Consider the following 23997-nt stretch of genomic DNA (forward strand, 5'->3'; position numbering starts at 1 on the left):
CCCGCCACCTCCACCGGCTGTCTCCGGTGCGGCGACGAGCGAGGAACTGTGGAAGGGGGACGCGGGGTAGGTCCTGGTCCGGTTGCGTGCCGGGTCAGGATGTGGGGATGTCGCCGAGTGATTCGGCCAGGGTGCGGAGTTGGTCTGCCAGCTGACCTCGGCTTTGTTGATCCAGGACGGCGAGTAGGCGCTGTTCGTTTGCCATGTGCAGGGGCAGCAGTTCGTCGATCAGGGTTCGGCCGGTCGGGGTGAGCTGGACGAGGATCGCTCTGCGGTCCTCCGCGCATGGGACGCGTTCGACCAGGCCTTTGGCGGCCAGTCGGTCGATGCGATTGGTGATGGCGCCCGAGGTGAGCATGGCGACCTGGTTCAGCGCGCCCGCGGTGAGTCCCTTCGCGCCGCCGGAGCGCCGCAGCGTCGCGAGCATGTCGAACTCCCAGAACTCGAGTCCGTGTCCGGCGAAGAACTTCTTCAGCTCCTGTTCCAGCAGTCGGGACACCCGCTGGATGCGCCCGATCACCGCCATCGGTGATACGTCGACGTCCGGCCGTTCCCGGTTCCAGTGCGCGGTGAACAGATCGATCGCATCGGCCATGGGGCGTTCCTCTCGAGAGTGATTATCTTAACATTCATCTACTTGACGGCGAGATATGGCAGGGAGTAGATATTTCAACGTTGAGATTATCAATGAGGAGCGACCGACATGACAACAACCACCGCCGCGCGTAGCTCATATGCGGGCACCTTGGCGCTCGCCGCACTCGCCCCGATCACTTGGGGCTCCACCTATGCGGTCACCACCGAATTCCTGCCACCGGACCGTCCGCTCTTCACCGCGCTGATGCGCGCACTGCCCGCCGGGCTCGCGCTGCTCGCCATCACCCGCGTCCTGCCGCGCGGCGTCTGGATCGGGCGCGCCGCCGCACTCGGCGTCCTCAATATCGGCGCGTTCTTCCCGCTGCTGTTCTTGGCCGCGTACCGGCTGCCCGGCGGTGTGGCCGGAGTACTCGGCGCGGTCGCCCCCATGTTCGCGCTGGCCTTCGCGACCGTCGTACTCGCCGAAAAGCCCAATGGGCGCAGGGTGATCGCCGGTCTGATCGGTGTCTTCGGTGTCGCGCTCGTCGTGCTGCGCGCCCATGCCCAACTCGACACCGTCGGCGTCATCGCCGGACTCGCGGGCGCGGCGTCCATGGCAATGGGCACCGTGCTCACCCAGCGCTGGGGTCGGCCCGAAGGCGTCGGACCGCTCGCGATCACCGGATGGCAGCTCACCGCGGGCGGCCTGTTCATCGCGCCGCTCGCTTTCCTGATCGAGGGCGCCCCGCCCGCGCTGGACGGTTCGGCCATCGGCGGCTATCTGTACCTCGGCGTGATCGGCACGGCGGTGGCGTACTTCCTTTGGTTCCGCGGCATCTCCCGGGTGCCCGCCACCTCGGTCGCGTTCCTCGGACTGCTCAGCCCGGTCTCGGCGGCGCTGATCGGTTGGATCGCATTGGGCCAGGCGCTGAGCCCGCTGCAGGTGCTCGGACTCGTCATCGCGCTCGGCGGCACCCTGCTCGGCCAGGTGGTCGCCAAGCCGCGGGTCGCGCCCGCGGTGACCGAGCGTCGCGTGCCAGTGCGAGTCCGTTAGAAAGTCCAGGTCGAAATGGGTTGATCTTGACGTAACGTCAACTTACAAGCTAGTTGTACCGACGAGAAAGAAGGGAGAACAGGTCATGGAATCGGGCACCGAATGGTCCATTCAGGATCTGGCCAAGGCGGCCGGTACCACCAGCCGCACACTGCGCCACTACGGCCAGCTCGGGCTGCTGCCGCCGAGCCGGATCGGCGCCAACGGCTACCGCTTCTACGACCAGGACTCCCTGGTTCGGCTGCAACGCATCCTGCTACTGCGCGAACTCGGCCTCGGCCTTCCGGTCATCGCCGAAGTTCTCGCGGGCGAACAGGACACCGCCGCCGCGCTGCGCACGCACCTGGAACTGCTGCGGCACGAACAGGATCGGATCCGGCGCCAGATCGAGTCGGTGACCAACACGCTGCACAAGACGGAACGAGGTGAACAACTCATGGCGGCAGAGGTTTTCGACGGTTTCGACCACACTCGGTACAAGGATGAGGTGATCGAACGCTGGGGCAAGGACGCCTATGAGCGCGGCGACCGCTGGTGGCGATCGCTCAGCGAGGCGGATAAGAAGGCGCACTTCCAGGCCCACCTGGATATCGCCGCCGACTACGGCCGGGCGCACGCGGCCGGTCTCGCCCCCGATAGCGACGAGGTCCAGGCCATCGTCGCGCGGCACTACGACTGGGTGGGGGGCGGTTCCCAGAGCCGCCCGTCCTTCGAGCACTTCACCGGACTCGGCGAAATGTACGTCGCCGACCCGCGATTCGCGGCCAACTACGACGTACACGGTGCAGGGACAACCGAATTCGTGCGCGACGCGATGAAGGCGTACGCCGAGGCCAACCTTCGGTAGTCCGAAAGCTCGCGTGCTCTGGGGGACCGAGTGGCGGGGCGTCCGCATTTGCGTGCGGACGCCCCGCTTTGCGGTATCTCCCGTAGCGATTCGGTTCCGCGCGGTAGGGACGCGGGCACAGGCCGGATGGGCTCACCGGCGATGTCTCGACGAGCAGCTGAACCGGTAGTGGGCACTGCCGTCGCCGGGCCGCTGGATTGCGACGCTACTGAGCCGAGCTTGGCGGCCGTAGGATCGGGTGGTCCGCAACGAGCGGGGAGGAGCGTCGACGATGCTGTACAAGAGTGGGGATCGGGCCCCGAGCGGCGCGGTCGCGCAGACCGCCGCGGTGCTGGCGGTGCTCGGCGGACTGACCGACCTGATCGGCGGTACCGCGCTGCTGATCGACTTCCTCGGCGATCGCAGCCGCTTCGACAACTCCCTCGTCATCTTCACCACACTCGGCGCGGCACTGATGGGCTTCGCCCTGATCTTCGGCGGCATCCAGCTCTGGCGTCGGGACGAGACCGGTCGATACACGCTGATCGTCGCGTCGGGCGTCTCGATCGCCATCGGCATTGTCGGACTGGCCTTTTCGCTCACCAACTACGAATTCGGCCTCGGCATCTTCTGGTGGTCCACCGCCGACCACCCCGCCTGGGTGCCACCGCTGTTCGGCCTCGTCGGCCAGATGAGCGCCCTCATCCAGGAAAACCTGCTTCGCAGCGCAATAGACCTCGCCCTACCACTCGTCGTGCTCCTGTTGGCCGCCAATGGATACGCCGCCCGATGGACCGCCGCCCGCCGCACCCGTCCGCCCCACCCTGCCCTGATCTACTGATCGCGCTCGCATCGAGCGAAACCGCCATGGCGCGGTACAGTTTCGCGATCGAAGTGGGAGGGAGATCTCGATGGGTTACCCCTATGGCCAACCGGGTTATGGCTATCCGCAACCCGCATACGGCTATCAGCGGCAGGCGAGTGGTGGTACCGCGCTCACCGCCGCGGTCATGGCGGTGATCGTCGGCCTACTCGGCCTTATCGGTGTGATCTTCGGACTGTGCGTCGCTATCAACGAGAGCAACAAATCGGACAATCGCCGCTACGGTGCGCCGCCACCGGAAGTGTCCGGGTCCGTCTACGCCCTGATCGCAGTCGGCGGACTCATCGCATTTCTCTGGCTGCTCGGTGCGATGCTCCTGTTCCGCCGGCGAACGGCGGGTCGGGTAATCCTGATCATCATGTCCGCGCTCAGCCTGATCGGCTCCGTTCTGGGCATTGTCACCGGGAATCCCATCACTGTCATCGTGGGCGTCATCCCGCTGACCATCCTCATCTGCGCCTCCGTCAGTTCCACCGGCCGCTGGATAGCTGCGGCCCGCATGCACCACCCCTACAGTCAGCCGGTCCAACCGTATGCGGCGCCGTATGGTCAGCCCGTGCAGCCAACGGCCGCGCCTTATGTGCAACCTGCGCCCTTCGGGCAGGCATATGGCCAGGTACCGGATCCCTATCAGCAGGCCGGCGTTCAGCCCGGGCAGTACCCGCAGCAGCCTCCTGTTGGTCAGCCGCCCTATCCGTACCAGTGACCTCCCCGCCGGTCGTCCCGGCCTCGCTACGCGAACAGTCCAATCGCGCTGAAGCCAGCTGCGCGCCGTATCGAAGGCTGCACACCGTATACCGGCGCAAGTGATGGCGCGGCACGCGGGCGATACCGCCGCGCTCGTGCACCTTCAGTCGCTTCCGAGCCGAGATCACTGCCATCGGATCGGTAATGGGTTCCAGTACCTCCCAAACGATGTCGATGGCGGCCAACGCTCGCGCGGCGTGCCGGAATCAACGTGACGTGGCTGCAACTGTTTGCGGACCGGTGCGGCGGTCGGCTAGTCCCGAAGCGCTTGCATCAGTTGGTCTTCGGTGATGGGGGGTACGGGGAGCGGGTGGGCGGCGGTGGCGCGGAGGCCGTCGAGGAGCAATGCCAGGTGGCGGCGCCAGGCTTCGGGGGCGATTTTGGCGGTGGCTTCGATGATGCGGGTGTGCGACCAAGTGATGAAGGCGATGTCTTCCAGGACCCAGTCGGGGCGCAAGGCGCCGGATTCCTGTGCGCGGGTGACGATTTGGCGCATCAGGCCATGGCCGTATTCCTGGGCGCGGGCAATGGCGGGGCTCGGGGCGCCGCGTAGCGCGAGGTCGCTGAGCAGGCGGTCGGCCGCCTGGAGTTCGCAGACCTTTTCGACCAGATAGACGAAAGAGTCCCAGGGGTCTTGGATTTCGAGCGCTTCCTGGGCGATGCGGGCACCGGATTCGATGCGGTCCTCGACGGCGGCGGCGATGAGATCGTCGCGGGTGGGGAAGCGGTTGTAGAGCGTGCCGATCGCGACCCCGGCGCGGGCGGCGATCTCCTTGAGCGGTGCGTCGAGGCCGCGTTCCTCGAAGACCTCGCGGGCGGCTGATACGAGGGCGTCCCGGTTGCGTTGGGCATCGCTACGTAACGGCTTGTCCACGGGCATTCGCCGATCCTACAAATCCGCGTCCGGATTTATCTTGAGCATGGGTTCAAGTTAATGCTAGCGTCGAAGCTAACTTGAACCACTGCTCAACTTAGCGAGGAAGTATGACCAAGACGATCGCGATATTCGGATTCGGGCCCGGACTCGGCAGGGGGACCGGGCGGCGGTTCGGTCGGGAGGGGTTCCGGGTGGCGGTCATCGGCCGGAATCCGGATAAGGCGCACCGGCATGTCGAGGATTTGACCGCCGAGGGCATCGAGGCCGCGGCCTTCCCCGCGGATCTCACCGACGAGAAGCAGCTGCGCAGTGCGGTCGACGACATCGCCAACAAGTTCGGCCAGATCGACGTCGCCATGCACGGTGCCGCCATGGATATGGCCGACCGCATCCCATCGACCCTGGACGTCGATGCCGACAACCTCCGGGTCCCGCTGGAGGTGAAGGTCTACTCACCGATCTGGATGACCCGTGCCGTTGTCCCGGCAATGCTCGAGCGCGGCGAAGGAGCACTGCTGTTCTCCTCCGGAGTCTCCGATAAGAACCCGCTCCCGTACCTTTCCAATGTCGGTGTCGCCCTCGGCGCGCAACGCAACTACGTGCGCCAACTCGCCATCGAACTCCAGGGCACCGGCGTCTACGTGGGCCTGCTCAATATCGGCGTCCTGATCGGCAACAGCAAGGCCGAGCGCATCATCGACGAGCACCCCGAAGTCATCCCGGCGGGCTTGGAGATCGTCCGCATGAGCAATGACGAACTGGGCGACCACTATTGGCGCATGTACACCGCCCGCGACACCGTCGAATCGGATATCGGTTTCCCCGAATGAGTTTCGATCGGATCCGGCCCGGCCGTCGCATCGCGCTGTGATACGACGGCCGGCCCGACACCGGGAGATGCTGTATCGGCGGCCGAGCCCGTGCCCATCCGCGGGAATCGGGCCGCGCACCTGCGGCGCTACACCGCACACATCGACTGCATGACACCCTTCAGAATCGGTGCGCCGTATGTGGTCGGCGCGAATGCCAGCGTCTGCACCATCGACAGCGGTGTGAGTACGGCGTCGCTGACGCCGGTCCAGCCGGCCGCCAGGTTGGCGACCGTGAGCAGCAGGCTGGTCACGTCCAAGGTCAGGGTGGCCAGGTCGAAGGCGTTCTCCACCTTCATATCCGCCAACGCGACGGTGTTGAGCGCCTTGCCTTCGTACAAATCGAAACCGAGGTTGGTCAGGAAGGTCACCGGACCGTAGTCGAGTGCGTCGACGAGTGGACCCAACTCCTCGGTGCGGCGCATCAGCGCCAGCTCGGCGACCCGGTTATCGCGCAGAAAACCCTGCAGCGATTCGGCTCCCGCATTCAATCCGGCCCGGTCCAGCGGCAGATCGGCCTGTTCGAGGAAGGCCCTGGTGCGTTCGACCAGCGTCCGCATGGTCAATTCCGCGACGGGCGTACATGTTCCGTTCGCCCGCACCAGCGTGTTGGCGAGATCGACCAGCGGCGTCGGCAATTCGACGTGTTCGGTGTACCGGGATTCGTCGAGGACCAGCTTCGGATACGCGTTCGGCGTGGCGCAGTTGGCGGCCAGAAAGTCCTGCACCGTGCGGGCCAGCGATTTCACACCGCTGAACACCGCACCGACGATCGGCTGGAGAAAGAACCCGACGGTGGGCACCAGACTGGCCGCGAACTGCGCCGGAATCTTCACGATCCGGGTCGCGAGGATGAAGACCTCGATGACGTCATTGACGGTCAGTCGCGATACCGACATGGTGGTGTCCAGTCGTCCGGTCCGGACCGCGTCCAGGCCGTTGACCAGGTAGGTGACGATCGGATCGTCCAGGAATTCGGTGCGTTCGTTCACCGTCGACGGCGCGACCGGCAGTCCGTCCCGGTGCACCCGCACCGCGGCGATGGTGTTGCGGAAATCGGCGACCTGACGGTCGAATGCGGCGATCTGCGCGACCGGCACCGTCGTGCGCAGCGCTGTCGCGGCGGCGGTGACGATGTCGTCGAAGGTCGGCGCGCCGGTGACGCATACCCCGCCCGCATCCTCGACCGGCGTCGACGCCAGGGCATCGAATTCGGCCGCTCGCGCGGGAGCCGGGACGACTATCGCGCCGCCGAGCACAGCGAACAGGGCGAGCAGGCATATGAACGGGGCCGCGCCCGTGCGCGAGGCAACGCCCAAGAGTCGGGCAAGAGTGTTCCGCATCATCAGGTCTTCCGGGTCGGGCCGCTAGCGACTCTCGCAGGTCGCTCGAAAAGGTCAGCGTTGGTGCAGTCGACGAACCAACGCGCGGGACGCTAACTGGACGTCTGATCAGTTCGCGTGGATATGTAATAGCCGCTGAGTTGCCGCCGCGTATTCGTTTCGGCAAACTTCAGGAGAAATTCGGATGGCATCGGCTCCGCTCGCGCCTACCTCGTGACTCCACCGGGACCTCGCGCGGACTTCCGATACGCTGGGCTCCCGTGACCGTCGCATCGTCCCCGGGTAACTCCGCAAACTCCGCCTCACAGTTCGATCTGATCGTCGTCGGCTCCGGATTCTTCGGGCTGACCGTCGCCGAGCGCGCCGCCAATCTGCTCGGCAAACGGGTGCTGGTAATCGATCGTCGCTACCACCTCGGCGGCAACGCCTATTCGGAGCCGGAGCCGCAAACCGGGATCGAGGTGCACAAGTACGGGGCGCACCTGTTCCACACCTCGAACAAGCGGGTGTGGGATTACGTGACCCAGTTCACCGAATTCACCGGCTACCAGCACCGGGTCTTCGCGATGCACAAGGGGCAGGCCTACCAGTTCCCGATGGGCCTCGGTTTGATCTCCCAGTTCTTCGGCCGCTACTTCACCCCGGACGAGGCGCGCGAGCTGATCGCCGACCAGGCCTCGGAGGTCGAGACCAAGGACGCGCAGAACCTCGAGGAGAAGGCGATCTCGCTGATCGGCCGCCCGCTGTACGAGGCGTTCGTTCGCGATTACACCGCCAAGCAGTGGCAGACCGATCCGAAGGAACTGCCCGCGGGCAATATCACCCGCCTGCCGGTGCGCTACACCTTCGACAACCGCTACTTCAACGACACCTATGAGGGTCTGCCCAAAGAGGGCTACACGAAGTGGCTGGAGAATATGGCCGCCTCGGAGCTGATCGAGGTCCGACTGAACACCGACTGGTTCGATGTGCGCGAGCAGATCCGTGCCGAGAACCCGGACGCACCGGTCGTCTACACCGGCCCGGTGGACCGCTACTTCGACTACAGCGAGGGCGAGCTCGGCTGGCGCACCATCGATTTCGAGACCGAGGTGCTCGATACCGGTGACTACCAGGGCACCTCGGTGATGAACTACAACGACTCGGACGTGCCCTACACCCGCATCATCGAACCGCGGCACTTCCACCCGGAGCGCGACAGCTACCCGAACGACAAGACGGTCATCATGCGCGAGTACTCACGCTTCGCGCAGACCGGTGACGAGCCGTACTATCCGATCAATACGCCGGAGGACCGTGCCAAGCTGCAGGCCTACCGCAGCCTGGCCAAGCAGGAAACCGCGACGGCGAAGGTGCTTTTCGGTGGTCGTCTCGGCACCTACCAGTACCTGGATATGCATATGGCCATCGGCAGCGCGCTCAGCATGTTCGACAATGTCCTGCGGCCGCACCTGGAGTCGGACGAGCCTCTTTCGGATGAAAGCAACGAATGACCTCCCAATCGATTTTGGAAGACATGACCACCGGAACTCGCGCGAAGTCGCTGCTGCAGCGCATCATCCTGCCCCGGCCGGGTGAACCGCTGGACGTGCGCACCCTCTATGTGGAGGAGTCGCCGACCAACGCGCGGCGCGCGCACGCCACCACCCGTACCTCGCTGTCGATCGGCGCGGAGTCAGAGGTGTCGTTCTGCACCTACTTCAACGCGTTGCCCGCGAGTTACTGGCGGCGCTGGAGCATCCTGTCCTCGGTGGTGTTGCGGCTCGAGTTGGCCGGACACGGCCGCGTCGACGTCTACCGGTCCAAGGCCGACGGTTCGCGAATCCACGTGCAGGGCAAGGAGTTCGCGGTCGCGCCGGGCACCGAATCGGTACACGTGGAATTCGAGACCGACCTCGGCCCGTTCGAAGACGGCGGCTGGATCTGGTTCGACATCACCACCGATACCGCGGTCACCTTGCTGGCGGGCGGCTGGTACGCACCGGTCGAGGCGCCCGGTGCGGGCACCATCGCGGTCGGCATGCCGACCTTCAACCGGCCGACCGATCTGGTGAAGACCCTGGCCGCGCTCGGTTCGGATCCGCTGGTGCTGGAGAAGATCGCCGCGGTCATCGTCGCCGATCAGGGCAACCGCAAGGTGGTCGACGAACCCGGCTTCACCGAGGCCGCCGCGGTGCTCGGCGATCGGCTCGCCATCCGCAACCAGCCCAACCTCGGCGGCTCGGGTGGTTACAGCCGGGTCATGTACGAGGCGCTGAAGACCACCGACGCCCAGTACATCGTCTACATGGACGACGATATCGAGATCGAGCCCGATTCGATCCTGCGCGCACTGGCCTTCGCCCGCTTCGCCAAATCGCCCATGCTGGTCGGCGGCCAGATGCTCAATCTGCAGGAGCGCTCACACCTGCACAGCATGGGTGAGGTCGTGGATCGCGGCATCTTCATGTGGACCTCCGCGCCGAATGTCGAATACGACCACGACTTCTCCAAATACCCGCTCAAGGACCGCGACAACTCCAAGCTGCTGCACCGGCGCATCGACGTCGACTTCAACGGCTGGTGGACCTGTGTGATCCCCCGTCAGGTCGCCGAGGAGATCGGTCAGCCGCTGCCGCTGTTCCTGAAGTGGGACGATGTCGAATACGGTTTGCGTGCACGCGATCACGGCTATTCGACCGTCACCCTGCCCGGTGCCGCGGTCTGGCATATGGCGTGGAGCGATAAGGACGACGCGATCGACTGGCAGGCGTACTTCCACCTGCGCAACCGACTCGTTGTCGCATCTCTGCATATGCCGGGCAATGGGCGCGGGATGGTCGTCAACACGGTCAAGGCGACCCTGAAACACCTGCTCTGCCTGGAGTATTCGACGGTCGCCATCCAGAATCTGGCGATCAAGGACTTCCTCGCCGGCCCGGAGCGACTGTTCCAGCTGTTGCCGAGCGCGCTCGGCGCGGTGCACGAAATGCGCAAGCAGTACCCGGACGCGGTCATCCTGCCGTCCTCCACCGAACTGCCGCTGGCCAGCCATATCGGAGTGGGCGCGGTCGGTGAACCGGCGAATCCGATCGCCAAGGTGGTCCGCCTGGCCAAGGGGGTGGTGCACAACTTCCGCCCGGCGCATGCCGAACACCATGAGCGTCCGCAGCTGAATGTGCCGACCCTGGACGCCCGCTGGTTCCTGCTCTCGCAGGTCGACGGCGTCACCGTCACCACGGCGGACGGTCGCGGCGTCGTCTACCGCAAGCGCGATCCGCGTCAGGCGCTCGGGCTGTTCAAGGAGGCCATGCGGTTGCGTAAGGAGCTGGCCGCCCGCTTCCCGGAGATGCAGCAGCGCTATCGCGCCGCCCACCCGATGCTGACCAGCACGGCCGCGTGGGAGAACGTCTTCGGTATCGACACGAGAGATGAGCAGCAGTGAGTTTGGAAGCCCCGGCCGCGGACGACAACACCGCGGTGCCCGCGCCGAGTGCGAACGGCCACGGCGGTCCGGTGTCGGCGATCCCGTCGGGACAGCCACCCGAGGTCAAGATCATCAATGCGGTTCAGGCCGCCATCGGCGGTAAGCCCGAGGTGGTCAAGGCGGCCCGCGGTATGTCGCACTTCGGTGAGCACGCGCTCGGCTGGGTCGGCATCGCCGCGGCGGGCTGGCTCGTCGACAAGCCGCGGCGGCGGCAGTGGGCCGGGGTCGCGGTCGGCGCGGTCGGCGCGCACGCCGCATCCATCGTGATCAAGCGCATTGTCCGGCGGCCCCGCCCGAACGATCCATCGGTGCAGGTCAACGTCTCGACGCCGAGCAAGCTGAGCTTCCCGTCCTCGCACGCCACCTCCACCACGGCGGCGGCGGTGTTGCTCGGAAGATTGACCGGGCTACCCTTGCCTGCGGTGCTCGTCCCACCGATGTTGCTCTCCCGGGTTGTGCTCGGGGTGCACTATCCCTCCGACGTGCTCGCCGGTTCCGCACTCGGCGCCGCGTCCGCCGCTGTTGTGCTTGCCGCCGAAAAGAGACTCGATAGTGACCGCACAAGAAGAGACCTTGGTTGACATGAGTGAAGAGCCGACCAGCACCGACCTAGCCGAAGCGGTCGTCAAGGGCCCACCCAAGACGCTGGCGGGTGGGCTGTTCAAGGCGGTCCGGCCGCGCCAGTGGGTCAAGAACGTGCTGGTACTCGCCGCACCGCTGGCGGCAGGTCCGGATACCGCAACCGACTTGACGGTGCTCGCGCACGTCGGCCTCGCCTTCGTGGTCTTCTGCATGGCGGCCTCGGGCATCTATCTGGTCAACGACGCGCTCGATGTGGAGGCCGACCGGGCGCACCCGACCAAGCGGTTCCGCCCGATTGCCGCGGGCGTCGTCCCGGTGAATCTGGCCTACCTGCTGTCGGTGGTGCTGCTGCTCGGATCGATCGCGGGATCGTTCCTCGCCTCGTGGCATCTGGCCGTGGTGATGACCGTCTACATCGGCATCCAGCTGGCCTACTGCATCGGCCTCAAGCACCAGGCCGTGCTGGACATCTGCATCGTGTCCTCGGGCTTCCTGCTGCGCGCCGTGGCCGGTGGCGCCGCCGCGAATATCGACCTGTCGCAATGGTTCCTGCTGATCATGGCGTTCGGCTCGCTGTTCATGGCCGCGGGCAAACGCTATGCGGAACTGCAGATCGCGCTGAGCACCGGCGCCAAGATCCGCAAGTCGCTCGAGTACTACACGCCGACCTATCTGCGCTTCATCTGGACCCTCGCCGCGACGGCGGTGGTGGTGTTCTACGGCCTGTGGGCGTTCCAGCAGGACAATCTGAAGCACACCAATTGGTTCGCGATTTCGATGATTCCGTTTACCATCGCAATCCTGCGTTACGCGGTCGACGTCGATGGCGGCGAGGCCGGTGAACCCGAAGAGATCGCACTGGGGGATCGCATCCTCCAGTTCCTCGCAATCGCCTGGATCGGAGCGGTAGGTGTCGCTGTCTATCTCACCTGACGAACTGTTGGTAGAGGGAGTGGAGCGAACAGCACAAGCAACGGAGGAGCCGACCGAGAGGTCGGCTCGTTCCGGCTTGCGGTCCGCGCGGCTATCCCGAGCCACCTTCGTCGGTGGGATCGCGCTCACCGTCGTGCTCTTCTCGGTCGGCGCCTGGCAACGGCGCTGGATCGCCGACGACGGCCTCATCGTGCTGCGCACGGTGCGGAACCTATTGGCGGGCAACGGGCCGGTCTTCAATGCGGGCGAGCGAGTCGAAACCAACACCAGTACCGCGTGGACCTATCTGGTGTGGTTCTTCAGCTGGCTCACCAGAGCCCGACTCGAGTACGTCGTCCTCGGCGTCGCGCTGACGGTCTCGATGCTGGCGATCGTATTCGCCATGCTCGGCACGGCGCGGCTGTGGGGCGGCACCAAATCGGCGCTGCTGCTGCCAGCGGGCGTGCTCGTCTACATCGCGGTGCCCCCCGCCCGCGACTACGCCACCTCCGGACTGGAGAGCGGTCTGGTCATCTGCTGGCTCGGCCTGCTGTGGTGGCAGCTGATGCGCTGGAGCCAGACCGAGCGGGTGAAACTGCCCGCGCTGTTGGGTCTGGTGTTCCTGGCCGGACTCGCACCGCTGATCCGTCCCGAGATGACCCTGGTCGGCGGGCTGGCGCTGCTGATGATCTTCCTGGCTCCGATGCCGGAGTCCCGGCTGCGCCCGATCCTGCTGCGCGGCTTGATCGTTGCCGTCGCCGGACTGGTGCCGATGGGCTACCAGGTCTGGCGGATGGGCTACTACGGCCTGCCCTACCCGAATACCGCGGTCGCCAAAGACGCGGGCGGCGCCAAGTGGGGGCAGGGCTTCAAATACCTCTGGGATCTGGTCGGTCCGTACTACCTGTGGGTGCCGCTGCTCATGCTGCTGCTCATCGGGGTGCTCGCGGCCCGTTCGACTCGCACCGAGACCGCGGACGCACCAGCGTCGGATGAGCAGCGCCGCTGGACGGTGCGCCGGGCGCGCGGATGGCTGCACTCGCCTAGCGCGGTTGTCACACTCATGCTCGGCAGCGGATTCGTGCTCACCGTCTACGCCCTGCGCGTCGGCGGCGACTTCATGCACGGCCGGATGCTGTTGCCGCAGCTGTTCTGCCTGCTGCTGCCGATTGCCGTGGTGCCGGTGCGGGTGCCAGAGGGCGGCCTGCGCGCGGCGACGGCCGGAGACTGGTCCTTCGCGGTGCTCCTGTGCGCGCTGCTCGGCACCGCGGGCTGGGCGCTGTTCGCGGCCAACACCACCGCCATCAAGACCGGCACCAAGATCAGCGCGTCCGGCATCGTCGACGAGCGCGTCTACTACGTGCTCAATACCGGCCACGATCACCCCATCCTGGCCGAGGACTACCTGGACTACCCGCGCATCCGGGCCATGGTGAACAACATCGCCGAAACCCCCAATGGCGGTCTGTTGCTGAACTCGCCGTCGTTCATGTTCTGGTACATCGCGCCCCCACCGCAGCCGATTCCCGACGGCGGCGCCGGCCATACCGTCTACTTCCTGAACCTGGGTATGACCAGCATGAACGTCCCGCTGGACGTGCGCGTCATCGATCAGATGGGCCTGGCCTATCCGCTTGCCGCGCACAGCGACCGGCTCACCGACGGCCGGATCGGGCACGACAAGAGCCTGTATCCGGACTGGGTTGTGGTGGATACCGGCATGGTCGATCGGCATCCGTGGATGCCCTGGTACATGGACGAAAAGTGGGTCACCCAGGCCCGCACCGCGATGACCTGCCCGGACACCGTGGCGCTGGATATCTCCTACCGGGATCCGCTCACCTGGGGCCGCTTCAAGCACAACCTGCTACACGCACTGCACTTCGCGAAGTACCGCATCGATCGCGTGCCGAAGTACGAGATCGAGCGGTGTGGACTGGTCGACCCGTTCCCGCAGCCGCAGCGCTGAGGGGACTGCTCTCCGAGTCGCTGGGGCTCGCATCTCCAGTCACACTGGACGCAGGGACCTCCCTGGGCCCAGTTGTATCGATGACCTGCGAGAATAAACGTGGCGCATATCGCTTTATCTCTTTTTGATAACGCCACCACATCGATGTAGCGATAGGGTACGTGAGTACGCCCGCTGGGGGCGTCCCCTTCGACGTGGGCAAACCTCAGCGGTCAACGTAGAGAAGCGGCCGAGACACGGCCGCATAACGAAAGGCCGAAACTAGATGCGAGGCGTGATCGGGCGAAGCGCGCAGAATGGACGTCTGAAAACCCGTAGAGCCGGTTCGTGGTTCAGGCGGTCGGTGCTGATGTCGCTGGCTATCTTGCTGCCGCTCGGGGTGTCAGTAGCAGGTCCGGCGGGCTCCGCGTCGGCGGCGTTCAATCCGGACGCCTTCGACTTCTGGGTGGACTCCAGCATGGGGCCGATCAAGTCGCGGATCTTCCGCGCCGCGGACGGCAACACCGGGCGCGTGGTGTACGCGCTGGACGGCATGCGGGCCCGCGGTGACCTCAACGGCTGGGAGGCCGAGACCGAGGTCGCCCGCGAGCTGACCAAGTGGAATATCAATGTCGTCATGCCGGTCGGCGGCCCGTCCAGCTTCTATGCGGACTGGAACGCGCCCGGTAACTTCCTCGGTCTGAGCACCGGTTCGTCGGGTTCGGCCAACGGTTCCTCCTCCGGTTCCGCGATGACGGGCTCCTCCGGGTGGAACGAGACGCTGGGCAAGTCGAACACCTACAAGTGGGAGACCTTCCTCACCAGCGATCTGCGCAATGCGCTGCGTGACCGTCTGGGCTTCAGCCCGACCCGCAACGGTGTCTTCGGTCTGTCCATGGGCGGCAGCGCTGCGCTCACGCTCTCGGCCTACCACCCGGATCAGTTCGTCTATGCCGGTTCGTATTCCGGCTACCTGAACATCTCCGCGCCGGGCATGCGCGAGGCGCTGCGCGTCGCCATGATCAGCGCGGGCGGCTACAACATCGACGCGATGGCGCCGCCGTGGGGCCCGCAGTGGCTGCGCATGGACCCGTTCGTCTTCGCGCCGCGACTGATCCAGAACAACACCAGGCTGTGGGTCGCCGCGGGTAGCGCGCTGCCCGGTCCCGGCGATGCCTCCTCGCCGATCGACATCATCCAGGGCACGCCGCTCGAGGCGCTCGCGCTGGTCAACACCCGGGCCTTCCAGGTCCGGATGGCGACGCTGGGTGCCCAGAATGTCACCTACAGCTTCCCGTCGGTCGGTATCCACAACTGGCGCAACTGGGAGTCCGAGGTCTACCGCATGATTCCGGACCTCTCGGCGAATATCGGTTGATCCAGCTCGACCTTCTCGAAAACCGCCCGGTGTGCTCGCACACCGGGCGGTTTTCGTTTGCCGGGTGTCAGTCCGTAACCCTGGTTGACAACGAATCAGCTGCGGGAGGGCTTCGATAGTTGTGGGTTGGATCACTTTCCAGCAACATAGAGGCATTCATTGTTTGATTGATGTGCGGATGGCATGCCTACAGGTGAATTGTCGGTTTTGTGAGGGATGGTCCGTCTGTATGTCCGATGAGGGGGTCAGTCGAAGTTGCGTATAGTTTGCTGACTGGCCGTCCGAACGAAAGGTCGAGTCGAATGCGAAGTGTGCGCTGGAAGCGTTGGCCCGGAAGCTCTGTCGGTTCCTCGACTCGGGCGAACGGTGGTTCCTGGGCGAAGAAATGGGCGCTCGGCATGGCGACGGCCATGCTCTTACCGCTCGGGATCGCCATTGCGGGCAGCGGCGCCACCGCATCGGCGGGCTTCAACCCGGCGGCCTTCGACTTCTGGGTCGACTCCCCGGTGATGGGCCCGATCAAGACTCGGGTGCTGCGCGCGGCGGACGGCAATACCAACCGTGTGGCCTACGTGCTCGATGGCCAGCGGGCGCCGGAAAGCCTCAATGGCTGGGAGATCGAGACCAATGTCCCCGAGGTCCTGGCGAGCTGGAATATCAATGTGGTCCTGCCGGTGGGGGGCATGTCGAGCTTCTACGCCGACTGGAACGCGCCGAGCAACTTTTTCGGCGTCGCGCCGGGATCGGCGGGTTCGTCCACCGGATCCGGTGCGACGGAAGCCTTCATGGCGGGGCCGGGCAAGAGCTACCGCTACGACTGGGAAACCTTTCTGACCCAGCAATTGCGGTCCGCGCTGCGAGATCGCTTGGGGTTCAATCCGAATCGCAACGGTGTATTCGGTCTGTCGATGGGCGGCAGTGCCGCGCTGACGCTGGCGGCCTATCACCCGGATCAGTTCAGCTTCGCCGGTTCGTTCTCGGGCTATCTCAATATTTCGGCGCCGGGTATGCGAGAGGCGATTCGGACGGCCATGCTCGACGCGGGGGGCTACAACGTGGATTCGATGGCGCCGCCGTGGGGCCCGCAGTGGCTGCGGATGGATCCGTTCGTCTTCGCACCGCGCCTGATCCAGAACGGCACCCGAGTGTGGGTGGCCGCCGGTAGTGGACTCCCGATGTCCGAGGATCTGACCATCCCGTTCCTGGCGGCCACGGACCGCCTCCTCAGGGGTGCGCCGCTCGAGGCACTCGCCTTGGCCAATACCAGGGCCTTCCAGGTCCGCATGATGACATTGGGAGCACAGAACGCGGTGTATTCGTTCCCGCCCGCCGGTCTGCATGCGTGGACGAACTGGCAGGACGAGGCCTATCGCATGATCCCGGACCTCTCGGCCAATATCGGTTAGTCCCAACCCGAGAAACGGACCGCCCGAAGTATCGGGCGGCCCGTTTTTGTTCCGGCCGAATGTTTGCCTGCTCGTTGCTAAAGAGATTATCGGCGGAAAGTTTCGGACCGGATGCCCGGCGCGGGTCCGTAGTACGAGTCTGCGCCGTAATTCTCCGGCCTCCATCACGGTTCGGTATCCCAGCGGCTTTTCGCTCGGCTGCCGTTCCAATATGCCTATGCACAAACGGTAAACATCGATATCTTCGGCTCGCGGGAAGCATTGTGTCGCGTCTCGATCCGCTGTGCACAACGGTGGCCATCAACGGTGACCGCACGGGCAATAGGTCGAATCGCTGCGGTCCGGCGGAGTGTGCGGGATAGTTGCCGGGCGGTCGCGGTGGTGGGCGGCTGCGATATTCGAGTGCTGGGACGCCCCAGTGTCGGCACTGCCGTTCATGATCGCGGAATATCAACGTGGTCATGGCGCTGGGTGCCTGATCCCCTGGAGCAATTCCAGTATGTCGGTTCGTATTCGAGCTATCTGAATATCTCCGCGCCCGGTATGCGCGAGGGCTGCGACTGGCTCGGCTCGACTGGCTCGGCCCCACGAACGCGGTCTTCGATAACCCGGGGCGGGTGGCGCGCACGCCTGGCCCTACTGGGCCGGTCGAGTGCTCGAGATGCCGCCGGATCCGACGGGGAACCTGGGGTGAGCGATTCCGGACTCCCTAGTACCCCCTAATCTTTGTCCGAAATTCCCGTTCCGACACGACATCTCCGGGCGAACGCGATAGGGTCACCGCACGATCACAGCTTGTGAACGGGCGGAATTCGGCCACTCGATTACCCCGGTCTTGCTAAGAGTTCGCACGTCGAATAACCTCCAGCGAGCGCAAGTGTGACCAGATCGTTGTAGCGCCGTCACTTGTGCCGGAATGTCGGGTACCGGGTTGGCATGTGACGCGCGTCTCGTTGGCAGCACGGGTGCTGCCCGGCCCCTCGCGGGCTACGGGCGGCACCACAACAGCAGAAAGAGAGCAGGATTCATGCGTTTCGGCAGGGCGGCCGCGCCGAAGAGAACCAAGTCGGGACGGCGAGGCAACCCTCGTGGTTGGCGTAGTCGAATTCTGGGTGTCGGTGCCGCTGCGTTGGCGCTGCCGATCGCCGCGGGCGTGACGGGCCCGACCGTCGCCATGGCCGCACCGGTCCACGGCCCCGCATTGCGGACGCCGTCGGGCGGCTTCGAGGACCTGATGGTCCCGTCGGTGATGGGCCCGATCAAGGTCCAGGTGCAGTGGGCAGCGCGCGGCGGTAACGCCGCGGTCTACCTGCTCGACGGTCTGCGTGCTCGCGACGACCGCAATGCCTGGTCGTTCGAGACCAACGCCCTCGATCAGTTCAAGAACGACAACATCTCGCTGATCATGCCGGTCGGCGGTCAGTCGAGCTTCTACGCCGACTGGTACGCGCCGAGCAACACCAACGGCCAGAAGACCACCTACAAGTGGGAGACCTTCCTGACCAAGGAGCTCCCCGCCTTCCTCGAGGGCTACGGTGTCTCGCGCACGAACAACGCGGTTGTCGGTCTCTCCATGGGTGGCTCCGCCGCGCTGGCGCTGGCCGCCTACCACCGCGACCAGTTCAAGTACGCCGCCTCCTACTCCGGCTACCTGAACATCTCCGCGCCGGGCATGCGTGAGGCGATCCGCATCGCGATGCTGGACGCGGGCCGCTACAACGTCGACTCGATGGCCGCGCCGTGGAGCTCGCAGTGGCTGCGGATGGACCCGTTCGTCTTCGCCCCGCAGCTGAAGGGTCTGCCGATGTACATCTCGGCGGCCAGCGGTCTGCCGGGTCAGTACGACCGGCCGAACTCCGCCGTCGGCTACTTCAACACGGCCAACGGTATGGCGCTGGAAGCGCTCTCGCTGGTGAACACCCGTGCGTTCCAGGCCCGCCTGGGCTCGCTCGGCATCCCGGCGCAGTTCGACTTCCCGGCCGCGGGTACGCACTCGTGGAAGTACTGGGAGGCCGAGCTGTGGAACTCCCACAACGGCATCCTCGACGCCACCGGCGGTTGGTGATCCAGGGATAAGACGCCGAACGGCGCCGTCTGCTTCCGATTCGGAAGCGGCGGCGCCGTTCGCTTTTTCGGGGCTCCCCACGGTGTTCGTCGGATCGCTGAATCAGACAGTGCGCTCCGGTATCCGCGTGTCCTACCGGAAACCCGGAGGTAGCGGGGGTAGGAAACTCTTGTGGCAGGAGTTGCATTCGGCAGCAGGGGGCCGCGCGGGTGGCGCAACGGACGCGTGGCCCGTCGGGCCGCGCTGCTCGTCACCGCCGTGGTGATTCCGCTCGCCTCAGGTCTTTCCCCGATCAGCGCACCCGCAAACGCGCAGCCGACGGTCGCGCCGGTCGCGGGCCCGACGGTGCACAAGGTGGTCTGGCTCACCGATCGGCGGGTCGCGCTGTGGGTCGATTCACCATCGATGGCCACGCCCGTCCAGGTGCAGCTATTGCTGGCGCGGGACTGGAATACCCACCCCGATGCCAGGTTCCCGGCCTTGTTCATGCTCGATGGTCTGCGTGCCACCGATGACGAGAGCGGCTGGACCCATGAGGCGGGTGCGGTGGATTTCTTCGCCGATAAGAACGTCACGGTGGTGTTGCCGGTCGGCGGTCAGGCCAGCTTCTACTCCGACTGGCTACAGCCGGACAACGGCCGCAACTACAAGTGGGAAACGTTTCTGACCAAGGAACTTCCGCCGCTGCTCGAGAGCCAGTGGCGGACCTCGGATATCCGTGGCATCGAGGGCATTTCGATGGGCGGCACGGCCGCGATGTTCTTGGCCGGGCGCAATCCGAACTTCGCCAAATACGCGGGTTCCTACTCCGGTGTGCTGACCACGACGACGCTCGGCATGCCGCAGGCGATCCAGTTCGCCTTGCGTGATGCGGGCGGATTCGACTCGGCCGCCATGTGGGGTCCGCCGGGCGGCCCGGAATGGGAAGGGCACGACCCCTACGCGCTGGCCGACAAGCTCAAGGGCGTCAGCCTCTACATCTCCAGCGGCAATGGCTCGACCGGTCCGTTCGACCAGGCCAGCGGTATTCCGGGGGTCAGCACCAACTATGCGGGCACGGGGTTGGAGATCCTGTCCCGGCTGACCTCGCAGAATTTCGTGGCCAAACTGGGCAAGCTATCGATCCCGGCCCAGGTGAACTACCGTCCTTCCGGCACGCATACGTGGCCGTACTGGGATTTCGAAATGCGCCAGTCCTGGCCGCAGGCAGCCGCGGCGCTCGGTGTCGATCCGAACAAACTGCCGTGCCAGGCCGCCGGTGCGATCGGAGCATTGGCGGGCAGCAGCGGCTGGCTCGGCGACTGCCTCACCGGGGAGTACCAGGTGGCGGGCGGTACCGCACAGGACTTCAAGGGTGGCCGGGTCTTCTATTCGCCGTCCGAGGGCGCGCATCCGGTCGCGGGCATGATCGGCGGCGGCTATCAGGCGGCGCTGGGGCCGGGCGGTCCGCTCGGGCTGCCGACCGGCGATGAGCGCGGGCTGCCCGACGGTCGTGGACGCATGCAGACCTTCCAGAACGGAATGCTCTACTGGACCCCGCGAACCGGTGCCCAGGTGGTGCGCGGCGCGATCCTCGACGAATGGGGTCGGCAGGGCTTCGAGACCGGCCCGGCCGGATACCCCGTCGCGCCGGAGGCCAGGACCCCTACCAAGGACGGTGTGGTCCAGTCCTTCGAGAACGGCCCGTTCTTCTACAGCGCCAGGACCGGTGCCCACCGGGTGCAGGGGATGATCCTGGGCAAATACGCCGAATTGGGTTATGAGAACAGCCAACTCGGCTTCCCGGCCACGGAGGAGACCCCGTCGAAGGATTTCGGTCGCTACAGCAAGTTCGAGGGCGGAAATATCTACTGGAGTCCGCTCTCGGGTGCGTGGCCGGTGCGTTCGGGCCCGATCATGGATATGTGGTCGGTGCTCGGCTACGAGAACGGCAGGCTCGGTTATCCGACCAGTGACGAGTTCGGCATTCCGGGCGGCTATCAGCAGAATTTCCAGACCGGATACATCACCGTGCGCGATGGCAAACCCGAAGTTCACGGCATCTAATTCCGATCAGTCTGTTTTCTGATCAATTGCACCCGGAGACCCCTCGAGCGACCTGCGAGCAGTCGCCATTGCTGGCTTTCCTCTAGCCTGGGTGGCGACCCAACCCCTTAGCGAACAGATCGAGGACACGAATTCATGCATCGGACCCGTGGAAAGGTTATCGGCGTAGTCGTGGGGATCGCCGCTACCGGCTTGCTCGCTGCCTGCGGCAATAACGATTCGACGGCGACGAGTACGCCGACGCTGGCGCACACCACAACGGCAGCGTCGCCGACCGCCGCCCCGACCAGCACCGGTGCTACCGGACAGCCGCCGGCCTCCGAGCCAGCGCAGACACCCGCCGAAACGGCGACGCCCGAGCGCCCGCAGCCGGTCCCGACCAATGCCGTCCCGACCGAGGACGGCTCCAAGCTCACCGACAAGGACAAGAAGTTCCTGGACGCGCTGAAGGCCGCCGGCGTGACCACCGCCTCGCCGGATATCGCGCTGAGCATCGGCGCCTACGTCTGCCAGGGCCTCGCGGCGAATGCGTCCGACCAGGATCTGATGACCTTCGTCTCGGCGATGGCAGGGTCGGATCCGTCCTTCGATCCGGCGAAGATGCCGGTGGAGAAGGCCGGAAGGATCTACATCGATACGGCTAAGGCGACGTACTGCCAGTGAGTGCGCGTGGTTCGGCGTCCCGCCGGTCCGGGAAACCGGTGGGGTGTCTGCTCTTCATCGGGCTCGTCGTGCTCGTCGTCATCATCGCGGTGGTGCTGTGGTTCGTCCTGGCCGGCCGACTGCGCCCGCCCAAGCCGGGTCCGAAGCCACCGCCCGCACCGCCGACCTCGCAACCGGCCTGGTGTCCCGATGTGCAGATGATCTCGGTGCCGGGGACCTGGGAATCGAACAGCAATGACGATCCGCACAATCCGACGGCGAATCCGATCTCGCTGATGCTCAATGTTTCGGGGCCGGTATCGCAGCAGTTCCCGCAGGCACGCGTGGACGTCTACACCACGCCGTATGTCGCGCAGTTCTCCAATCCGATCGCGATCCCGCCGGACGGCCAGCAGTCGTACAACAACAGCCGCTCCGAGGGTTGGCAACGCACGATCGACATGATGGCGAGTCGGTATCACGACTGTCCGCTGACCACGTACGTGATCGCCGGGTTCTCCCAGGGTGCGGTGATCGCGGGCGATATCGCCAACCAGATCGGCGCGGGCAATGGACCGGTACCCGCGGACAAGGTGCTCGGCGTGACGCTGATCGCCGACGGCCGCCGCACCGGTGATAACGGACCCGGCCAGGCCATGCAGATCGGCACGTCGCCGGCGGGTGTCGGCGCGGAGGTCGCGCTCAATGGATTGAAGGTTCCCGGCATCACGATGACCGGTCCGCGCTCGGGTGGGTTCGGTTCGCTCGCCGACCGCACCTACACCATCTGCGCGCCGGGCGATCTGATCTGCGATGCACCCCGAGACGCGTTGAGCCCCCTGAACATCGTGGGCAGTGTGCTGACCCTGGCGCGCGCGATGGGCAACCCGGTGCACAGTCTGTACAACGGCTACGTGGTCGACGGTAATGGCACCACCGCGACGCAGTGGGCGGCGAGCTGGGCCAATGGGTTGATCGAGGGGGCGCCACATCCGGCGCATTCGTGAGATCGCACAGCAAACGCGTGCTCGGACCTGTGTTCGCAGGCGCGGTGCTGCGACAACCGCACTGGAGTTCCGTCGCACGCTGTAAAGTGCGCCTGATGATCGCGACGCAGGCAACTGCCCCCAGAAGCGTGGGCACGTGTGGCCCCGCGTCGCGCCCACATTTCCTTACAGCCAGGAGCAGGAGTTCATGACAGAAGCCGCCGCACCGGCCACCACGGCGAGCCGTGAAGCGGATGCTGAGTTGACCGCATTGGGCACTCCTCTGCGATCCTTCCGCTTCGCGGCGGCGGGTGAGGGAAATAAGCAAGAGGGCGGGGCCCGCAAGTTCATCCAGACGGCGCAGCAGGCCGAGGAGTACGGCTTCGACACCTTCGTCGTGCCGGATCACCTGGGTGACCAGATCGGCCCGGTCGCCGCGCTCGGCGCGCTGACCCAGGCCACCGAGCGGATCCGGCTGGGAACCTCGGTGCTGGCCAATGGTTTCCGGCACCCCGTGGTGCTGGCCAAGGACCTGGCCACCATCGATGTGCTGTCCAAGGGCCGCCTCGAGGTCGGCATCGGCGCGGGCTGGAAGCAGGACGAATTCCTCGCCGCCGGCCTGCCCTACGAGGCGCCGGGCGTGCGGCTGGCGAAGCTGGACGAGACGCTGAGCATCCTCGATGTGCTGCTGCGTGGCCAGGAATGCACCTTCGAGGGCAAGTACTACCAGGTGCACGGCGTCAAGGGCACACCACGGCCGCGCCAGGGTCCGCGCCCGCCGATCTGTACCGGCGGCGGCGGACCGAAGATGCTGCGCCTGGCCGCCAAGCACGCCGACATCATCTCGGTCGTTCCGGTCACCACCAAGAACGGCAAGGGTCTGCTCTCCGGCATCACCTTGGAGAAGACCATCGAGAAGGTGAACCTGATCAAGGAAGCGGCGGGTGACCGGTTCGCCGATATCGAGCTGAACTGGGCCATCACCGCGATCGTCATTACCGACGATCGGGAGAAGACCGCCGAGATGGCGCTGTCCGCGATCGATCGCGGCCTGCACCCCGACCTCGAGGTGGACGTCAAGCTGTCGGTCGAGGACATTCTCGCGTCCCCGTATGTGGCAATCGGCACATTCGAGGAGATCGCCGAACAGATCCGTCGGGTGCGACAACTCACATCGATGTCCTATGTCGGTGTGTTCCCCACCCAGATGGACGCGTTCGCGCCCGTTATTTCGCTGCTGCGGGGAGAGTGACCCGGTCTTCTCTGTAACATGACTCTGGTTTGAGAACATCTAGCCGATAGCGGTCTACCGCGCAGACCGCAATAAAATCTGCAGGCTGGCTCTCGCATGTAGAGCACCCGCTGCGATAGCGAGTCGGGGCCTCACAGGT

The 23997-nt window shown here is 65.5% G+C and carries 20 protein-coding genes; 17 read left to right on the forward strand and 3 right to left on the reverse strand.

Annotation, left to right across the window (positions count from 1 at the left end; translation table 11 throughout):
* Positions 1-94: 94 nt before the first annotated feature.
* The gene (locus ACQP2D_RS00875) at positions 95-595 is read right to left on the reverse strand and encodes a MarR family winged helix-turn-helix transcriptional regulator (protein WP_433681836.1); all 501 of its coding nucleotides are present in this window, start codon (positions 593-595) and stop codon (positions 95-97) included.
* 108 nt (positions 596-703) lie between these two features.
* On the opposite strand from ACQP2D_RS00875, the gene ACQP2D_RS00880 reads away from it, so the two are divergent.
* The 4 genes from ACQP2D_RS00880 (at position 704) to ACQP2D_RS00895 (ending at position 4045) form a co-directional block, all read left to right on the forward strand.
* Positions 704-1630 (forward strand): EamA family transporter, encoded by a 927-nt coding sequence (locus ACQP2D_RS00880; protein WP_433681837.1) that lies wholly within the window; start codon positions 704-706, stop codon positions 1628-1630.
* A gap of 85 nt (positions 1631-1715) precedes the next feature.
* Entirely contained in the window at positions 1716-2477 is a 762-nt protein-coding gene (locus tag ACQP2D_RS00885; protein WP_433681838.1) for a MerR family transcriptional regulator, read from the forward strand.
* A 271-nt stretch (positions 2478-2748) separates the two neighbouring features.
* Positions 2749-3297 carry a hypothetical protein gene (locus ACQP2D_RS00890; RefSeq protein WP_433681839.1) on the forward strand — a complete coding sequence of 183 codons (549 nt, stop codon included), beginning with the start codon at positions 2749-2751 and terminating at the stop codon, positions 3295-3297.
* A 70-nt stretch (positions 3298-3367) separates the two neighbouring features.
* Positions 3368-4045 (forward strand): hypothetical protein, encoded by a 678-nt coding sequence (locus tag ACQP2D_RS00895; RefSeq protein ID WP_433681840.1) that lies wholly within the window; start codon positions 3368-3370, stop codon positions 4043-4045.
* Between the two features lie 294 nt (positions 4046-4339).
* Here ACQP2D_RS00895 and ACQP2D_RS00900 read toward each other — a convergent pair whose 3' ends face one another.
* The gene (locus ACQP2D_RS00900; RefSeq protein ID WP_433681841.1) at positions 4340-4966 is read right to left on the reverse strand and encodes a TetR/AcrR family transcriptional regulator; all 627 of its coding nucleotides are present in this window, start codon (positions 4964-4966) and stop codon (positions 4340-4342) included.
* Between the two features lie 104 nt (positions 4967-5070).
* Between ACQP2D_RS00900 and ACQP2D_RS00905 the strand changes: the two genes are divergently transcribed.
* Positions 5071-5793 carry an SDR family NAD(P)-dependent oxidoreductase gene (locus ACQP2D_RS00905; RefSeq protein WP_433681842.1) on the forward strand — a complete coding sequence of 241 codons (723 nt, stop codon included), beginning with the start codon at positions 5071-5073 and terminating at the stop codon, positions 5791-5793.
* Between the two features lie 128 nt (positions 5794-5921).
* On the opposite strand, the gene ACQP2D_RS00910 is transcribed toward ACQP2D_RS00905, so the two are convergent.
* On the reverse strand, positions 5922-7178 hold the full coding sequence (locus tag ACQP2D_RS00910) for a hypothetical protein (RefSeq protein ID WP_433681843.1): 1257 nt from the start codon (positions 7176-7178) through the stop codon (positions 5922-5924).
* 257 nt (positions 7179-7435) lie between these two features.
* Between ACQP2D_RS00910 and glf the strand changes: the two genes are divergently transcribed.
* The 12 genes from glf (at position 7436) to ACQP2D_RS00970 (ending at position 23858) form a co-directional block, all read left to right on the forward strand.
* Positions 7436-8668: a UDP-galactopyranose mutase gene (glf, locus tag ACQP2D_RS00915; protein ID WP_433681844.1), complete on the forward strand. Its 1233-nt coding sequence runs from the start codon at positions 7436-7438 to the stop codon at positions 8666-8668.
* Positions 8665-10599, forward strand: coding sequence for a glycosyltransferase (locus ACQP2D_RS00920; protein ID WP_433681845.1), 1935 nt, complete (start codon positions 8665-8667; stop codon positions 10597-10599). Before glf ends, ACQP2D_RS00920 begins: the two co-directional genes overlap by 4 nt.
* A gap of 71 nt (positions 10600-10670) precedes the next feature.
* Entirely contained in the window at positions 10671-11222 is a 552-nt protein-coding gene (locus tag ACQP2D_RS00925) for a phosphatase PAP2 family protein (protein WP_433685961.1), read from the forward strand.
* A gap of 1 nt (position 11223) precedes the next feature.
* Complete coding sequence (locus ACQP2D_RS00930) at positions 11224-12156, forward strand: decaprenyl-phosphate phosphoribosyltransferase (RefSeq protein ID WP_433681846.1); 933 nt, start codon at positions 11224-11226, stop codon at positions 12154-12156.
* 7 nt (positions 12157-12163) lie between these two features.
* Positions 12164-14104, forward strand: coding sequence for a flagellar motor control protein ZomB (gene zomB, locus ACQP2D_RS00935; protein ID WP_433685962.1), 1941 nt, complete (start codon positions 12164-12166; stop codon positions 14102-14104).
* Between the two features lie 349 nt (positions 14105-14453).
* Entirely contained in the window at positions 14454-15461 is a 1008-nt protein-coding gene (locus ACQP2D_RS00940) for an alpha/beta hydrolase (protein ID WP_433681847.1), read from the forward strand.
* A 302-nt stretch (positions 15462-15763) separates the two neighbouring features.
* Positions 15764-16867, forward strand: a complete 1104-nt coding sequence (locus tag ACQP2D_RS00945) for an alpha/beta hydrolase (RefSeq protein WP_433681848.1) — start codon at positions 15764-15766, stop codon at positions 16865-16867.
* 1027 nt (positions 16868-17894) lie between these two features.
* Complete coding sequence (locus ACQP2D_RS00950) at positions 17895-18932, forward strand: alpha/beta hydrolase (RefSeq protein ID WP_433681849.1); 1038 nt, start codon at positions 17895-17897, stop codon at positions 18930-18932.
* Positions 18933-19103: 171 nt separating this feature from the next.
* Complete coding sequence (locus ACQP2D_RS00955; protein WP_433681850.1) at positions 19104-20978, forward strand: alpha/beta hydrolase-fold protein; 1875 nt, start codon at positions 19104-19106, stop codon at positions 20976-20978.
* A 135-nt stretch (positions 20979-21113) separates the two neighbouring features.
* The gene (locus ACQP2D_RS00960) at positions 21114-21641 is read left to right on the forward strand and encodes a DUF732 domain-containing protein (protein ID WP_433681851.1); all 528 of its coding nucleotides are present in this window, start codon (positions 21114-21116) and stop codon (positions 21639-21641) included.
* Positions 21632-22627 carry a cutinase family protein gene (locus ACQP2D_RS00965; RefSeq protein ID WP_433685963.1) on the forward strand — a complete coding sequence of 332 codons (996 nt, stop codon included), beginning with the start codon at positions 21632-21634 and terminating at the stop codon, positions 22625-22627. Before ACQP2D_RS00960 ends, ACQP2D_RS00965 begins: the two co-directional genes overlap by 10 nt.
* A 187-nt stretch (positions 22628-22814) precedes the next feature.
* On the forward strand, positions 22815-23858 hold the full coding sequence (locus tag ACQP2D_RS00970) for an LLM class F420-dependent oxidoreductase (protein WP_433681852.1): 1044 nt from the start codon (positions 22815-22817) through the stop codon (positions 23856-23858).
* The last annotated feature ends 139 nt before the right edge of the window (positions 23859-23997 follow it).

Origin of the sequence: Nocardia sp. CA-119907 (assembly GCF_050955995.1) — a bacterium.
Classification (GTDB): domain Bacteria; phylum Actinomycetota; class Actinomycetes; order Mycobacteriales; family Mycobacteriaceae; genus Nocardia.

Coding starts and splice junctions, on each gene's coding strand:
- ACQP2D_RS00950 (WP_433681849.1), top strand. CDS start 17,895: ATGCGTTTCGGCAGGGCGGCCGCGCCGAAGAGAACCAAGTCGGGACGG.
- ACQP2D_RS00940 (WP_433681847.1), top strand. CDS start 14,454: ATGTCGCTGGCTATCTTGCTGCCGCTCGGGGTGTCAGTAGCAGGTCCG.
- ACQP2D_RS00945 (WP_433681848.1), top strand. CDS start 15,764: ATGCGAAGTGTGCGCTGGAAGCGTTGGCCCGGAAGCTCTGTCGGTTCC.
- ACQP2D_RS00890 (WP_433681839.1), top strand. CDS start 2,749: ATGCTGTACAAGAGTGGGGATCGGGCCCCGAGCGGCGCGGTCGCGCAG.
- ACQP2D_RS00920 (WP_433681845.1), top strand. CDS start 8,665: ATGACCTCCCAATCGATTTTGGAAGACATGACCACCGGAACTCGCGCG.
- ACQP2D_RS00910 (WP_433681843.1), bottom strand. CDS start 7,178: ATGATGCGGAACACTCTTGCCCGACTCTTGGGCGTTGCCTCGCGCACG.
- ACQP2D_RS00930 (WP_433681846.1), top strand. CDS start 11,224: ATGAGTGAAGAGCCGACCAGCACCGACCTAGCCGAAGCGGTCGTCAAG.
- ACQP2D_RS00885 (WP_433681838.1), top strand. CDS start 1,716: ATGGAATCGGGCACCGAATGGTCCATTCAGGATCTGGCCAAGGCGGCC.
- ACQP2D_RS00880 (WP_433681837.1), top strand. CDS start 704: ATGACAACAACCACCGCCGCGCGTAGCTCATATGCGGGCACCTTGGCG.
- ACQP2D_RS00895 (WP_433681840.1), top strand. CDS start 3,368: ATGGGTTACCCCTATGGCCAACCGGGTTATGGCTATCCGCAACCCGCA.
- ACQP2D_RS00900 (WP_433681841.1), bottom strand. CDS start 4,966: ATGCCCGTGGACAAGCCGTTACGTAGCGATGCCCAACGCAACCGGGAC.
- ACQP2D_RS00970 (WP_433681852.1), top strand. CDS start 22,815: ATGACAGAAGCCGCCGCACCGGCCACCACGGCGAGCCGTGAAGCGGAT.
- ACQP2D_RS00875 (WP_433681836.1), bottom strand. CDS start 595: ATGGCCGATGCGATCGATCTGTTCACCGCGCACTGGAACCGGGAACGG.
- ACQP2D_RS00905 (WP_433681842.1), top strand. CDS start 5,071: ATGACCAAGACGATCGCGATATTCGGATTCGGGCCCGGACTCGGCAGG.
- ACQP2D_RS00960 (WP_433681851.1), top strand. CDS start 21,114: ATGCATCGGACCCGTGGAAAGGTTATCGGCGTAGTCGTGGGGATCGCC.